14 protein-coding genes are annotated in these 14,220 nt (G+C 44.1%); 5 read left to right on the top strand and 9 right to left on the bottom strand.

The features are described 5' to 3' along the window. Positions 1–183: 183 nt before the first annotated feature. Positions 184–954 carry a PRC-barrel domain-containing protein gene (locus IW644_RS14825; protein WP_269918240.1) on the top strand — a complete coding sequence of 257 codons (771 nt, stop codon included), beginning with the start codon at positions 184–186 and terminating at the stop codon, positions 952–954. Positions 955–1,009: 55 nt separating this feature from the next. Further along, positions 1,010–1,549 (top strand): hypothetical protein, encoded by a 540-nt coding sequence (locus IW644_RS14820; protein WP_269918239.1) that lies wholly within the window; start codon positions 1,010–1,012, stop codon positions 1,547–1,549. A gap of 77 nt (positions 1,550–1,626) precedes the next feature. Here IW644_RS14820 and IW644_RS14815 read toward each other — a convergent pair whose 3' ends face one another. The 5 genes from IW644_RS14815 to IW644_RS14795 form a co-directional block, all read right to left on the bottom strand. Next, entirely contained in the window at positions 1,627–2,043 is a 417-nt protein-coding gene (locus tag IW644_RS14815) for a VOC family protein (protein ID WP_269918238.1), read from the bottom strand. An 11-nt stretch (positions 2,044–2,054) separates the two neighbouring features. Further along, positions 2,055–3,461: an aldehyde dehydrogenase family protein gene (locus IW644_RS14810; protein ID WP_269918237.1), complete on the bottom strand. Its 1,407-nt coding sequence runs from the start codon at positions 3,459–3,461 to the stop codon at positions 2,055–2,057. A gap of 314 nt (positions 3,462–3,775) precedes the next feature. Then, positions 3,776–5,074 (bottom strand): adenylosuccinate synthase, encoded by a 1,299-nt coding sequence (locus tag IW644_RS14805; RefSeq protein ID WP_025256721.1) that lies wholly within the window; start codon positions 5,072–5,074, stop codon positions 3,776–3,778. Positions 5,075–5,356: 282 nt separating this feature from the next. Further along, positions 5,357–5,539 (bottom strand): DUF2065 domain-containing protein, encoded by a 183-nt coding sequence (locus IW644_RS14800; protein ID WP_071816877.1) that lies wholly within the window; start codon positions 5,537–5,539, stop codon positions 5,357–5,359. 145 nt (positions 5,540–5,684) lie between these two features. After that, positions 5,685–6,863, bottom strand: coding sequence for an aminotransferase class V-fold PLP-dependent enzyme (locus IW644_RS14795; protein ID WP_269918236.1), 1,179 nt, complete (start codon positions 6,861–6,863; stop codon positions 5,685–5,687). Positions 6,864–7,127: 264 nt separating this feature from the next. Between IW644_RS14795 and IW644_RS14790 the strand changes: the two genes are divergently transcribed. After that, positions 7,128–7,547: a hypothetical protein gene (locus IW644_RS14790; RefSeq protein WP_269918235.1), complete on the top strand. Its 420-nt coding sequence runs from the start codon at positions 7,128–7,130 to the stop codon at positions 7,545–7,547. 59 nt (positions 7,548–7,606) lie between these two features. Here the strand turns inward: IW644_RS14790 and trxA are convergent, their stop codons facing one another. Then, positions 7,607–8,476 carry a thioredoxin gene (gene trxA / locus IW644_RS14785; protein ID WP_269918234.1) on the bottom strand — a complete coding sequence of 290 codons (870 nt, stop codon included), beginning with the start codon at positions 8,474–8,476 and terminating at the stop codon, positions 7,607–7,609. Positions 8,477–8,726: 250 nt separating this feature from the next. Between trxA and IW644_RS14780 the strand changes: the two genes are divergently transcribed. Further along, positions 8,727–9,059, top strand: coding sequence for a DUF962 domain-containing protein (locus IW644_RS14780; RefSeq protein ID WP_179982221.1), 333 nt, complete (start codon positions 8,727–8,729; stop codon positions 9,057–9,059). 292 nt (positions 9,060–9,351) lie between these two features. Beyond that, positions 9,352–11,460 carry a S9 family peptidase gene (locus tag IW644_RS14775; RefSeq protein WP_269918233.1) on the top strand — a complete coding sequence of 703 codons (2,109 nt, stop codon included), beginning with the start codon at positions 9,352–9,354 and terminating at the stop codon, positions 11,458–11,460. Positions 11,461–11,543: 83 nt separating this feature from the next. Here IW644_RS14775 and IW644_RS14770 read toward each other — a convergent pair whose 3' ends face one another. From IW644_RS14770 to IW644_RS14760, 3 genes are all read right to left on the bottom strand, one after another. Beyond that, entirely contained in the window at positions 11,544–12,737 is a 1,194-nt protein-coding gene (locus IW644_RS14770; protein WP_269918232.1) for a PQQ-dependent sugar dehydrogenase, read from the bottom strand. 187 nt (positions 12,738–12,924) lie between these two features. Then, positions 12,925–13,398, bottom strand: coding sequence for a Dps family protein (locus tag IW644_RS14765; RefSeq protein ID WP_118490413.1), 474 nt, complete (start codon positions 13,396–13,398; stop codon positions 12,925–12,927). Positions 13,399–13,585: 187 nt separating this feature from the next. After that, entirely contained in the window at positions 13,586–14,185 is a 600-nt protein-coding gene (locus tag IW644_RS14760) for a copper chaperone PCu(A)C (RefSeq protein WP_269918231.1), read from the bottom strand. Between the last annotated feature and the right edge of the window lie 35 nt (positions 14,186–14,220).

Genomic DNA, 14,220 nt, shown 5'->3' with positions numbered 1-14,220 from the left:
AACCTACAACAAATCTAAATTTTAAAAATTCAAATGATAATTAACTTTATCGAATTAAAAAAAAGATTTATCTCTTTGGCAAAAGCAATATCTATTGTATAGGCGGTATACCGGTTGCAACGTCAGTTTTGTCTTTAAGCGGTAGACAAAATTCAAGGCAGTTTAATTTTCAAGGAGAAAACGATGGATATTCGTAAAAGACAAAACAACGCGTCGCTATTAAAGAAAAGCTCGATAGCTGCTGTCGTAGCACTAGGGCTGAGTAGTGGTGTTAGTGCACAGGAGCTGGATGAAGCGGAACGCTCTCAGATTGAAGTAATTAAGGGACAAACAGATGTTGATGTAAAACAGCCTGCCCCGTCAGTAGATGTTAAACAACAAGATCCTCAAGTTGATGTAGCCGTTGGCAAACCTGAAGTTGATATAGACTATCAGGACCCGGAGATTTCCGTGAAACAACAAGAGCCTGAGGTAAATGTTGTTCAAGCAGAACCTCAGATAAAAGTTAATGCGGCGAAGCCAAAGGTGACCGTAAATCAAGCGGAGCCTGAAATCACTATTGAGAGTAGCGAGCCCGAAATAAATATTGTCCGTCGAGACGCAAGTGGCGACATTCGTGAAGATAGTGATAAGGCCATGGTTGCGCACATGACTATTAACGAATTAGAAGACAACGATGTGGTAAATACTCGCGGTGAAGAAGTTGCATCAATTGAAGAAGTTGTTATGCAAAAGCAAAGTAACGATGTTTACCTTGTCGTAGAATCGGGTGGCATGATGGGTCTTGGCGAGAAGAAGAATGTCATTCCTCTAGATGAAGTGAAATTAGAAGAGGGTAATTTACTGCTTTCTTCAAGCAGAGAAATTCAGCAGTTCCCGGAGTACGTAGAATCTCGTTATTCATCTATAAGCGAAAAGCAGCAAACGTTAGAAAACATTTTGTCAGCTGAATAACCTTCGCAATTTTCAATAGATGAACAATGTAAAATAGATACCAAAGGAAATGACCATGAATTTTAAGAAAATCGAGAGTAAAGCCTTAATAACATCTGCACTACTGACATCAGCTTTGTTTAGCACAGGTAGCTTCGCGCAGGAAACAATGAGTTCGACGCTAGAGCCAAGTAAGTACGATAAAATTATGCGCACTTATGACAAAAACAAAAACGGGGAGCTTGATAAAAGTGAGTTAGCCCAGTACATGGCAAGTGAACAAAACAATGAGCGTAAAGGCGACAAGGTCACTGTAACGCAAAAGCCAGCTATAGTGACTATTAACCAAAAGCCTGCACAAGTTACAGTGCGTCAGCCTAAGCCTGAAATAACGATCACCACTAACGATCCAGATATCACCGTAGATCAGCCTGATCCTGAGGTAACTATCTCTCAAGCTCAGCCTAGAGTGAATATCAAAGCAGGAAAGCCTGCCGTAGATGTAAAACAACGAGACCCTGAAATAGAAGTAGAGCAACCAGACCCAGAAGTAGCGGTTGAACAAAGCGACCCTGATGTAGAGTTAGAAGGCAACTATATTGAAGTAGATCAGTAACCTTATGATTAAGCTCTATCGATATATGCCTATTGAGATATCTCAATAGGCATACCTATTAGCCTTGAAATGGCTTTCTAACTTGCAAATAGCTGATTAATATCTGCAAACGCTTTAAATTCTAACGCGTTACCGAAAGGGTCTTTAAAAAACATAGTGGCTTGTTCACCCGGCTTACCTTTAAAGCGAATATAAGGTGCGATAACAAACTCAGTATTTGAAGCCTCTAGCTTACTTGCCAGCGCTTGCCAATCATCCATCGTTAGAACAACCCCAAAGTGCGGCACCGGCACAGCATGATCGTCTACCCCGTTATGCGAAGGCGGTGACGGCATGGCCTCTACACAGTGTGTCACTAACTGATGACCGAAGAAGTTCCAGTCTATCCACTGTGCATCACTGCGCCCTTTCTCGCAATCCAATAGATCACCGTAGAACGCTTCAGCATCGGTTAAATTAGTGACCGGTATGGCAAGGTGAAAAGGCTGAACCATGAAAACTCCTGTTATAAAAACTTTTTAAGTAACGATAGCTTAAACTTTGAAAACGGTGCGTAACGAAAGAACACGTCTAAGGCAAAAGAACGCTTCATCACTGTTTTGATATGACTGAATGTATCAAAACCTGCTTGCCCATGATAGTTACCCATTCCGCTATTTCCCACGCCACCAAACGGCAACTCAGGGTTAGTCATAAACAGCATAGTGTCGTTAGTACACACGCTGCCTGAACTGGTTTTACTGATGATATTATCAAGCACATCGTCTTTATCACTGAATGCATAAAGCGCGAGTGGCTTAGGTCTGCTATTCACAAACTTAATGCCTGCCTCCATATTGTCGACAGTGATAATAGGTAGAATAGGGCCGAAGATCTCTTCTTTCATCAGCGGGCTATCTAACGAAGGCTCTAGCACAAGGGTAGGCGCCATTGCTGGACGAGATTCATCTAGCTCGCCGCCATACACCACATTGACGCTTTCAAGATAGCTCTCTAGGCGCTTTAGGTGACGATGATTAATAATATTGCCGTAGTCTCGTGAAGATAAAGGGGCTTTGCTATATTGCTTTTTCAGCTCTTTTTTAACCGCTTCGATAAGCTTGTGCTCAAAGCCCTTTTCTACAATGACATAGTCAGGGGCAATACAGGTTTGCCCAGCATTCATCCATTTACCCCACACTAGACGGCGTGCAGTTACGGCAAGATTTGTGTTTTTATCAACAAAACAGGGGCTTTTACCGCCAAGTTCTAGGGTTACTGGGGTTAAGTGCTTTGCTGCGGCACTCATAACAATTTTACCCACCACTTCCCCGCCAGTGTAGAAAATGTGGTCCCACTTGCAGGCAAGTAACGCTGTGGCTTCATCTTTACCGCCTTCAACCACAGCAACACATGAGTTATCCATGTATTGAGGGATAAGCTTAGCCACCAGCGACGATGTTTCTTGTGCTAGTTCGGAAGGTTTTAATACTGCACAGTTACCCGCCGCGATTGCAGCAATGTAAGGAGCAAGTAATAACTGAAGTGGGTAATTCCACGCACCAATGATAAGTACAGTGCCAAGGGGTTCAGGCTTGCGAAAGCTTTTACCGGGCCACGCCACCATTGGCGTAGATACTTTGCGCGGCTTTGCCCATTTATCCAAGTGCTTAAGCGTATGTTTTATATCAGAAAGTAGAAAGCCTTGTTCAGCGACCATGGCTTCGGTTTTACATTTGCCTAGGTCATTTTTAAGGGCCTGCAAAATGTCGTGCTGATTATCTTTAAGTAGTGTCTCTAATGCCTTTAACTGGCTTTTGCGCCACTCAAGGGACTGAGTTTTCCCTGTATCAAAACTATCATTAAGTTTGTGAACAACATCAACGAAACACACACCGGTTTCCACTGCGTGAAGAGAAGGTCTATTTGGCATAAGAAGGCTCCGATAGCATAACACCCACTGCAACAATTCGATGACTCTCTCTGGTATTGTTGACGGGTAAAGCAGCGTAATAATTAACTGATACTATCTTATATTAATAGGGATGTTCGAAGACAACGCAACTAAATTGTTAATTAATGTTTAATGCGATTACATATTAGAGGCTACAAGTAGATTTTATATGCGTGAAATGCAGGCGCTAAAAAGTGGGCGTGATGAAGGCAAGTGAAAAAGAGGTAAAGTCTGTCAGCAACAAAAAAGCCCAGTAAACACTGGGCTTTATAAACGTATTTAACGTAACGCTTTTACGCGTCGTAAGGGCTGCGCAAAACGATAGTTTCGTTTCTGTCTGGGCCTGTTGACACAATATCAACTGGTACACCTGTTAGCTCTTCAAGGCGCTTAATGTAGTTTTTCGCCGCTTGTGGAAGGGCTTCAAACTCAGTTACACCAAAGGTGTTGTCTGTCCAACCTGGCATTTCTTCATATACTGGCGTTACTTTTTCGTAACCGTCAGCGGCCATAGGTGGGACGTCTTTTACATTGCCGTCTGCATCTTTGTAGCCAACACAAATTTGAAGGCTTTCAAGACCGTCTAATACGTCAAGCTTAGTTAAGCAGAACCCAGTAATAGAGTTAATTTGTACTGCGCGCTTCATTGCAACTGCATCGAACCAACCAGTGCGGCGCTTACGCCCTGTAGTTGCACCGAACTCGTGGCCTTTAACACCTAAGTGTTGGCCTACTTCACAATCTAGTTCAGTAGGGAAAGGGCCTGAGCCTACACGCGTGGTGTATGCTTTTACGATACCCAGTACGTAATCTAGCTTAAGCGGACCGAAGCCAGCACCTGTTGCTACACCACCAACGGTAGTGTTAGACGAGGTTACATAAGGGTACGTACCGTGGTCGATGTCTAGAAGTGTGCCTTGAGCACCTTCAAACATGATAGGTAGACCAGCATTGTGCGCTTTGTCTAGTTCGTCAGTTACATCAACAACCATTGCTTTAAGAATGTCAGCAACTTCCATTGCACCTTTCAAGGTTTCATCAAAGTCTACCGCTTCTTCACCATAGTATTGCGTAAGTGTGAAGTTATGCACATCTAGCACTTCTTTCAGCTTTGCTGCGAAGTCTTCGGCGTTAAATAAGTCGCCTACGCGTAAACCGCGACGAGCTACCTTATCTTCATAAGCAGGACCGATACCACGACCAGTTGTACCAATTGCTTTTGCGCCACGGGCTTTTTCGCGCGCTACGTCAAGTGCAATGTGATAAGGAAGAATTAGCGGACAAGCTTCACTAATCTTTAATCGCTCGCGCACTGGAACGCCACGCTCTTCAAGCATAGTCATTTCTTTCATTAGTGCGTCTGGGCTAAGCACAACACCGTTACCAATAATACAGGTAACATTATCGCGTAGGATGCCTGATGGGATTAAGTGAAGTACGGTTTTTTCACCGTCGATTACTAGAGTGTGACCTGCATTGTGTCCGCCTTGGTAGCGAACAACATATTTTGCGCGATCAGTGAGTAGGTCTACGACCTTGCCTTTACCCTCGTCACCCCATTGAGTGCCGAGTACCACAACGTTCTTTGCCATGAATCATATGTGTAAGAAAATTAGGCGGGGATTCTACAAAATTCTAGGGCAAGGATCATCTCTTTTTCGAACAAAAATACGACTATTTTGTTTTTATTTTTGAAATCACAAAGATACCCAACCATCGCCGGCGGCTTTTTAAAATAAGGCTTGGCTTATTGTTTTATAAAACATATTTCCTAAAGCGCTAATTTTTATAGCATTCTAAACATTAGCTCGCGCAAAACCTGAACAGGCGGTCAACCTTGAACTTCGCAGCTCACAAAACAGCTTCTTCCTACATTAACTGAAATAAAAAAGCAGTAGCGCGCCAATTATCACAAGGGTACCGCCAATTTGGCGCAACTGATTACTCGGTTGCTGACTGATTTGAAGCAAATAATTGCGCCATTTATTCGGAAAAAGCAGCGGTCCTATTCCCTCAATTATAAGTACCAAAGCGAAAGCGGGTAATAGCCACTCCATAAATTTATCCTTAAAGTTGTGAGAGCCCTGTGATCTTGAAAAGCATGCTTTTAATGAGCATGTCGTCGATAAGTGCGCTGTTAATAAGTTCGCCAGGTTTTTCGCGACATTTTGTGCGGACTTTCCTGTAACGAACTAACACCTTTTAAGGTATTTCCGAAAGCGCACGTAAATCAATGTATTCGGGAGTATGGTATAGGCCAAAACCAAAGCGTAGCCGGTTACCTCTAAAGTCAGTAAGAATATGATGTGCTTTAAGCTTGGAAGCAAGGGCTTTTGTCACATCGGCATTATCTAATTCAAAGGTAAGAAAATGACCCCGATTCATTTCATTGTTAACGGCTAAGTGTTTTTCATTGAGTAACGGATGATTGCAGTCAGCAAGCTTTTTTAGAAATGTTCGCTGCATGCTCATTACGTAATCATTTATCGCGGCAACATCTAAACTATTATCTTCAAACATGCGAAGCACAGCTCTTAACCTGTAGAGCGCTGTAAAATCCATAGTAGCACCGGCAAAGCGCATACCATCTAAACTATATTGCACGTTATTTTTACCGCCCGTCTCGCGGGGTTTGTCTAACTCGCCAAATTCGGCAAACCAGCCGGTATACGTGGGTCTTAGCTTACAGCCCACCGGCACGTGGGCGAAGCACGCCCCCTCTCCCGCCTGTGCGTATTTATAACTACCTGAAAGATAAAAAATACGATGAGCAATATCGGCAAGGTCCGTAGGCTTTGCCATAAAGCCGTGATAACCATCAACTACGACGAGGGTATTGTCGTTAGTCACACTATGTACAATATCTGAAACGTCATTTACCACATAACCAGAATTGAAAAAGACCTGGCTAAAAAAAACTAGCTCAGGATTGTGTTCGGCAATAGCCGCCTTAAAGCGTGAAGCAAAAGTATGATAGGGCTTGGTAGGTACGGTAATAAGTTCTATTGCCCCCTGTTCTTCTAATCTACTCGCTTGGCGCTGAAAACTGTGAAACTCGCTGTCTGTCGACACCACTTTATAAGGTGCAGCACTATCTATGCAGCTCATAATACGATAAAGCAATTCGTGGGTATTTGGCGCAAAAACAATTTGCTCAGGCGCGCCAGTATTCAGTATTTTGCTAATACGCTGCTGCAGTTCCGGTACTAAAGTTTGGAAAAAGTACCCCCACTTTTCGTCTACGTATTTAGCGCTGTCATCCCAATAGTTGAGCATTGCTTCGCGTGTGCAGTCTGGCCAAAAATAATGGCTGTGACACGCATAATGCTGCTTACCTTTGTTAGCGTTGAGAAACCCCGTATAAAACTGCTGATATGCCATGCTTTATTGCCTAATATAAAAACCGCTTAAACCCTATCAAACTTCGGCGTATTTCGCATGAACCTGCGCCTACAGCAAAACATTTATTTACAAAATAGGTGTAAATAGTTTTGCCCAAATCGTTGCGCTTAATGTTATTTCTTATATACATACGCCCACTGCAAAACTGAAAAACTCTGCTATACCCTATAGAGGCGAGATGGTTTTGTAAGTCTAGTTAGCAAGCTCCATCTGTTCCACGCAGACACATATTAAAGGTACTTTATGCGTTTTCCTAAATACGGAAATTATTCATTGGATGTCTCAGGTAACGTTCTTGAAGTGTTTGCTACTGGCGCGTGGAATCTTAAAACAACAGAGTTTTTTATAGAGGAAATGCATGTGCTTATTGATAGGTTCGACAATAAGCCTTGGGCAGCCTTAATGGACGGACGCCGTTGGGTATTATCTACGCCGGAATGTCAGACCCGTTTAGCGGATGCAATAAAGGTAAATATTTCGAAAGGGCTTAGTCGCTCAGCGTATGTGCTAGATAGCGGAATGATCAAGCGTGCTCAGCTAGAACGCACCCACCCTTCAAACCAACGTGATTTTGAAACGGGCAACTATGAACGGGAGTATTTTGAAAAATACTTCGAGGCACTTAACTGGTTGCATAAGGAAGGGTTTTCACCTATTTGCTAGTTTTTATAGCCCAAGGCGATGGTTTTAGCGTTACGGTGAACGCTAAAACCCGAATAGGCTTAGTACAACAAGCTATAGACTTTACGACGATACTCTGACTTAAGCGGGTCGCCGTCAGCGAGTGCGTTCATCATATCCATCATTAACTTTCTGGCATCGCCAAAGCCAAGTTCTTTCTTTAATACTGTATAAAGAAGCTCTAATGCATCTTGTGCTTTGTTCGCTTGCTGCAACTGTACAGCTAGGTCAACCTTAAGCTGCAGGTCATCAGGGTTCGCTTCTACTGCCGCTTGAAGCTGGCGTATTTCAGGCGTATCTGCCGCTTGTTCTGCAAGTTCAATTTTGCCCGCCAAACTCTTATAGCGAGAGTCTTGATCTACTAACTTAATCTCTTCAAGCAAAGCTTTAGCTGTATCGATAGAGCCAGTCTCAACGTAGCAATCAATAAGCATATACTTAGCGTTAACATTGTCAGGGTTAAGCGTTAAGGCTTCTTTAGCCGCTGGCAGTGCTTCTGCGTAATCCCCTTGTTGGATCGCCTTGCCAGCAGTGGCAAGTAGATCATCTTCTGGGTTTGGCAAATATTTATCCAGCATTTCACGAATTTGCTGCTCAGGTTGTACACCTGCAAAGCCATCGACGGGCTGACCATTTTGCACCACCATTACCGTTGGTAGGCTTCTAATACCAAACTGAGCAGCCACTTCTTGCTGTGCTTCGCAGTCTACTTTGGCCAAAATCAAATGCTGACTATATTCACCTGCCAGCTTTTCTAGTATGGGCATTAGGTCTTTACAAGGTTCGCACCAATCAGCCCAGAAATCGATAAGCACCAGTTTTTCTTGTGATGCTTCTACAATAATTTGCTGAAAGTTTTCTACCGTAATATCCACGATGGTTGCTTGGCTATTTGCAACGAGATTTTCCATAACGCAGGCCTTTAATTTCTTGTATTGAGAGGAATATGGGGTAGACGCTGTAAAATTACAAGGTTAAGGCGCGTTATCTTTAGTTTCGCAACGAGCGACATACCCTTTTTATAAAAGCGGCCATTTCGCCTTTGTCGCTTTCACGACAATATCCAACCCCAATGAATGTTAATGTAGTGTAAAGTCGCTCTATTGAGCTACTTTATTATTGAGCCACCCTACATCTTTAAGATTTGGCCGAGAGGGTTTTATGACTACACAAACCAGTACAGACACTCAGTTTGCTTCATTCAAAGAGTTTTACCCATTTTATTTAAATGAGCATAAAGACGGCACATGCCGCACGCTTCATTTTATCGGCTCTTGGCTAGTACTTAGCGTTATAGCGCTGGCAATATATATGGCGAGCTGGTCGCTACTGTGGTTTATACCGCTAGTAGGTTACGGCTTTGCGTGGGTAGGACACTTCTTTTTTGAGAAAAATCGCCCCGCTACATTCAAGCACCCCCTTTACAGTTTGATGGGCGATTGGGTTATGTTTAAAGATATTCTGGTGGGCAAAATTAGCCTTAAAGGCGAATAAGCCTTATGAGAATTACACAAAGGCGATACTGCGTTAATACCGATAATACCCGCTGTAAGCCTCCCATTGTTATACATAGCGCTATGTGTTGCGATACATGCAGTAATACGCACTTTTAACGGACAATCCTGCCCCTTCACCGCACACCCTTTACATAATGGAAACGAAAGCGATATGGTTGAGAATAAGGTTCACAGTTTACTAAATTAACCCTAGCGTTAACGTTAAGAGCACGACTGCGAACACATTACCTATCGCGCTTAGCGCAAAAAGAATAACAAAAGGAACAAACATGTTTGTGTCTCGTTTCCCCCTTCGCCCTATGCGACAAGGCTTATTAGCTACCTCGACAGCATTATCATTATTGGTTTTAGGTATGAGCCAAGCCAGTGCGTTGCAAGATTCTGGCTCTGATTCAAATAGCGTAAATGCGCTAACGTACGAAGATACCTTTAACTTGGAATTTGTCGCTAACCCTCAATTCCTTGATAAAGAAACAGTCATTTATTCTCGTCAAAGCATGGATGTCATGACCGACGGAAGACAAAGCCGATTATGGCAGGTTAACATTAAATCAGGTGAGCATCGCCCGTTTATTGGACTAGACGAGAACTTGTCACAGGCGACTGTGTCGCCAAACGGTAAAATGGTGGCGTATACAAAATCGGTCAACGGCCGCGCACAAATCCACCTTTATTATTTAGATACAATGCAGTCTGTGCGTTTAACCAATACCATCGAGACACCTCGCCAGTTAACCTGGTCTCACGACAGTAAAACTTTAGCCTTTACGCAGTTTACCGAAGAAAAGCAAAAGCCATTGTTTACAGGAATGCCGAGCAAGCCAAAAGGAGCAAAGTGGGCTGACCAAGGCACCTATATTGACGCGGTAAAATATAGAGGTGACGGCAGAGGCTACTTGCGTGAAGGCTTCGATCAGATTTTTGTTTTGCCTGTGGAAGGCGGCACACCGCGACAGTTAACAACGGGGAAATTCCCAAGCGGGGGGACCCTTGCCTTTTCTAGAAACAATGACTGGATTTATTTCGCCACACCGCAGCGAGAAGACTATGCGCTGCACCCATTGTCTGGCGATATCTACAAAGTGAACGTAAGCACAGCGGCAGTTGAACAAGTTACCGATATGGAAGGCCCTGAAGGCAGACCAACCTTAAGCCCCGACGGAAAGTACCTTGCGTTTACTCAGCTAAACGACAGAAAGCTTTCATACCAAAACGGTGACATTGTTGTACTAGAGCTTAAAAGTGGTGATATCACCCGCTTAACTACATCGTTAGATAGAAGCTTAGGTAAGTTCACATGGCGTAAAGACAGTCGCGGATTAGTTTTCTCTTATCTTGATCATGGCGAGACTAAGCTTGCTACAGTCAACCTTAAAGGTGATGTAAAAACTATCGATGTAAGCATTGGCGGTCAGGCCTTTGGCCGTCCTTACACGTCAGGTGACTTTGCGGTTAGTGAAAAAGGTGACATCGTTTATACCACTGCCAGCCGCACCATGCCTGGCGACTTAGCGCTTTACAGAAAAGGTAAAGACGACACAGTGCTTACCGCTTTAAATAACGACGCACTTGGCCATAAGACATTGGCAGAGGTGCAAGACCTTTCCGTAGTATCAAGTGTTGACGAACTACCTATCGACGCATGGATTGCTTTGCCACCAGGATTCGATAGCAGCAAAAAATACCCGCTGATATTAGAAATTCACGGCGGTCCTCATGCGGCCTACGGCCCTCATTTTGCTATGGAAATTCAGCTAATGGCGGCGCAAGGTTATGTTGTGGTATGGGCTAACCCAAGGGGCAGTAGCTCTTACGGTGAAGACTTTGGTAATTTAATTCACCATAACTACCCGTCAGAAGACTACAACGACTTGATGGACGTGGTAGACGCCGTTGTTGAACAAGGCTATGTTGATTCAGAGAACTTGTTTATTACCGGCGGCTCGGGTGGCGGTACACTTACTGCCTGGTCTATTGGTAAAACTGAGCGCTTTAGTGCGGCAGTAGTGGCGAAACCCGTTATCAACTGGATGAGCTTTTCGTTGACGGCTGATGCATATCCTTACTTTAGCCAATATTGGATGGCTGATATGCCTTGGAAAATTGCCGATAAGTTGTGGCAGCGCAGCCCGCTAAGTTTAGTGGGTAATGTAGTAACGCCAACTATGCTCCTAACCGGCGAAGCCGATCACCGCACCCCTATCAGTGAAACCGAGCAATACTACCAAGCGCTGAAACTGCAAGGTGTGGATGCGGCGATGGTTCGAATTCCAGGTGCATCACACGGCATTGCAAGCCGCCCATCTCGGTTGATTCAAAAAGTGGGAAATATTGTGGCGTGGTTTGAGCGCTACAAGAAAGACAAAGACAGCGAGTAAATCGGTTTAAACTCTTAGCTCTGTTTACGAAAAAAGGCGCCCTTCAGTGTGAAGTGGCGCCTTTCTTTTTTTATCATCGACTCTTATTTGGTCAGCTTCACTACTTTGCCATTGGGCGCGCCTGTCAGTAAGTAAATAGCACCATCTGGCCCCACTTCTACGTCGCGGATGCGGTCGTGATTGTCGCGAACATACTCGAACTGCTCATCTGGCTTTCCATCTTCTACCTTGATACGGCGAAGGTGTGTAAATTTCAAAGAACCCACTAATATATCGCCGTTCCACTCTTTAAACATGTCGCCCTGATAGAAGGTTAGGCCGCTTGGTGCAATGGACGGGTTCCAGTACAACCAAGGCTGCTTCATACCATCCATATGAGTTTTATCGCTGATAATATCGCCGCTGTAGTCAACGCCATAAGTAATTTCTGGCCAACCGTAGTTCGCACCGCGCTCTAAGATATTTATTTCATCACCGCCTTTTGGGCCGTGTTCCATCGCCCAAACTGCGCCGGTTTCAGGGTGAATAGTTACGCCTTGGACATTGCGGTGACCATAGCTAAATATTTCAGGGGCATTGCCATCGGTGAAGGGGTTATCCTCTACTGCGCTGCCGTCACGGTTGATACGCACAATTTTACCAAAGTGATTATCGGTGTTCTGCGCTTCTTTCATGTACTTATAGCGATCGCCCATGGTCACGTATAAGTGCTTTTTAGCATCGAATGCTAAGCGACAGCCAAAGTGAAAGCCATTATCGACTATAGAGTCGGCACTGAAGATAACATCGACATTCTCAAGGCCCGAATCAGTAAGCGTGGCTTTTGCAACACTACTACTGCTGCCAGGCTTGCCTTCTGTCTCACTCGCTTTGCTGTAACAGAAATAAATTGTGTTGTTGCTGGCAAAGTCTGGGTCGATGGTAATGTCTAACATACCACCTTGGTTCTGTGCGACCACTTCTGGTACGTTGTTTAGGCGCCCTGACAATTTACCGTCTTTTGACAAACGTTGGATACCACCCGCTCGTTCGGTTACCAGCAAGTCGCCATCAGGTAAAAACACCATGCCCCATGGATGCTCTAAACCTTCAGCAAGCGTGGTTACGGTTATATCGCTGTCAGTAATTTCATGCGCTTCGCCATGCTTATGATCGCCGTGAGCTAGGGCAAATTGGCTTACCGTTAGCGCCATTGCACTCGCTACTGCGCACGCTATCGGGCGCGCTAACGTGCTTAAGGGTTTGGATTTAACTGCTAAAGTGCTTAATGGTTTCATCGTTAGAAGCCTCTTTTACAGAAGCTGTGTTTGGTTGCACAGACTTCTTCTATTATTTTTTAAGTTATAGCAGTATACAAAAAAGGGTACAGCGCTGCTGTACCCTTTGTGATAGTTTTACTCGCTAATGCGATAAAGTTAGTTTGTCGTCTAAACGATGCGAACCACCTTTACCACGGCGGCGTATTTATTTTGGAAGCGTTGCACGAAGCATCCACGCTGTTTTCTCGTGAACACGCATGCGGTCACCGATTAGCGCTGCAGATGATTCATCGTCAGCATCTTGCGCTAGCTTTAATGATTCGCGGCACGTTTTCACTACTTGCTCATGACCATGAGTCAGTAAGCGAACCATTTCGTTGGCCTCAGGCACACCTTCAACTTCTTCAATTGAACTAAGTTCAGCGAACGACTTATATGTGCCCGGCGCTGAAACACCTAAAGTACGGATACGCTCTGCGATTTCGTCTACCGCTTCCGCAAGCTCGGTGTAATGCTCTTCAAACATAAGATGCAGTTCACGGAACTGTGGCCCTTCTACATTCCAGTGGAAGTTATGCGTTTGAAGGTACAAAGTGTAAGAATCGGCCAATAGCTTTTTCAGGCCTTCTGCTACTGCGTTACGATCGCTTTCAGAAATACCAATATCAATCTTGCTCATGTCACACTCCTTAACGTTGAAACCCTTTTAAAGATTTTCGTTCAACCAGTTTCTTGGCCATCAAAAATCTAGGTCTTGATAATATAGGTTAATAATACTCTATAATTTTTGATTTAGATTAACGGTTTAGTTAATTGCTCCCATCGTATTAATCGATGACGTTAAGCGTTTTGTCTTAGATACCTGACTAATGGTGATGATGATGGCCATCGCCCGTTTCTTTTTTGGCTGACGGCTCTTTTCCAGCTGATAGCTCTTTTCCAGCTGACGGCTCTTTTTTAACAGGCAGTCTCACCTTAGCCTCGCTCGCATCGTCAAACTTAAGTGTTAGCGCTATTTCACTGCCCTCTTTTAAACCTTTGGTCAGTCCCAACAACATTATGTGGCGACCACCTGGTTCAAACGCAATCATTTGGCCCGCTTTAACCTTAACCCCTTCGGTTAGCTCACGCATTTTCATGACGTCATCTTGCATAACCGTTGTGTGGATTTGCGCATCACTTGCTATATCTTGGGGTACTAAAACAGATATCAGCGTTTTATCGCTTTTACTTTGATTATGTAAAGTAAAGTACACTGCGCCGGTTTTTGCCAAGGCAAAGGTTGCTCTGGCGTAACCATTCATCACCATAACGTCAGTTTTCTTACTGGTGTGCTTGTGCTGCTCTTCTGGCTTGTGGTGGTTATCATGATCATTGCCATGGGCTGAAATAGTCCCAGACAAGCTTAAAGAAAATAAGCCAGTAACGATAACTAAAGGTTTAAGTGATTTGGAAAAAAGTGACATACAGTCTGCTCCGAATGAGTATTCGTAAGCAAGTG

It is taken from the genome of Alteromonas sp. PRIM-21 (assembly GCF_027563165.1).
In the GTDB taxonomy this organism is placed as follows: Bacteria; Pseudomonadota; Gammaproteobacteria; order Enterobacterales; family Alteromonadaceae; genus Alteromonas; species Alteromonas macleodii_A.
This window is presented reverse-complemented; position numbering and strand designations above follow the sequence as displayed.

What these genes read in the sequence shown, in the direction of transcription:
- IW644_RS14815 (WP_269918238.1), bottom strand. Translation starts at nt 2,043, where the DNA reads ATGGTTCAGCCTTTTCACCTTGCCATACCGGTCACTAATTTAACCGAT.
- IW644_RS14810 (WP_269918237.1), bottom strand. Translation starts at nt 3,461, where the DNA reads ATGCCAAATAGACCTTCTCTTCACGCAGTGGAAACCGGTGTGTGTTTC.
- IW644_RS14790 (WP_269918235.1), top strand. Translation starts at nt 7,128, where the DNA reads ATGCGTTTTCCTAAATACGGAAATTATTCATTGGATGTCTCAGGTAAC.
- IW644_RS14760 (WP_269918231.1), bottom strand. Translation starts at nt 14,185, where the DNA reads ATGTCACTTTTTTCCAAATCACTTAAACCTTTAGTTATCGTTACTGGC.
- IW644_RS14825 (WP_269918240.1), top strand. Translation starts at nt 184, where the DNA reads ATGGATATTCGTAAAAGACAAAACAACGCGTCGCTATTAAAGAAAAGC.
- IW644_RS14800 (WP_071816877.1), bottom strand. Translation starts at nt 5,539, where the DNA reads ATGGAGTGGCTATTACCCGCTTTCGCTTTGGTACTTATAATTGAGGGA.
- IW644_RS14805 (WP_025256721.1), bottom strand. Translation starts at nt 5,074, where the DNA reads ATGGCAAAGAACGTTGTGGTACTCGGCACTCAATGGGGTGACGAGGGT.
- IW644_RS14780 (WP_179982221.1), top strand. Translation starts at nt 8,727, where the DNA reads ATGACTACACAAACCAGTACAGACACTCAGTTTGCTTCATTCAAAGAG.
- IW644_RS14795 (WP_269918236.1), bottom strand. Translation starts at nt 6,863, where the DNA reads ATGGCATATCAGCAGTTTTATACGGGGTTTCTCAACGCTAACAAAGGT.
- trxA (WP_269918234.1), bottom strand. Translation starts at nt 8,476, where the DNA reads ATGGAAAATCTCGTTGCAAATAGCCAAGCAACCATCGTGGATATTACG.
- IW644_RS14765 (WP_118490413.1), bottom strand. Translation starts at nt 13,398, where the DNA reads ATGAGCAAGATTGATATTGGTATTTCTGAAAGCGATCGTAACGCAGTA.
- IW644_RS14770 (WP_269918232.1), bottom strand. Translation starts at nt 12,737, where the DNA reads ATGAAACCATTAAGCACTTTAGCAGTTAAATCCAAACCCTTAAGCACG.
- IW644_RS14820 (WP_269918239.1), top strand. Translation starts at nt 1,010, where the DNA reads ATGAATTTTAAGAAAATCGAGAGTAAAGCCTTAATAACATCTGCACTA.
- IW644_RS14775 (WP_269918233.1), top strand. Translation starts at nt 9,352, where the DNA reads ATGTTTGTGTCTCGTTTCCCCCTTCGCCCTATGCGACAAGGCTTATTA.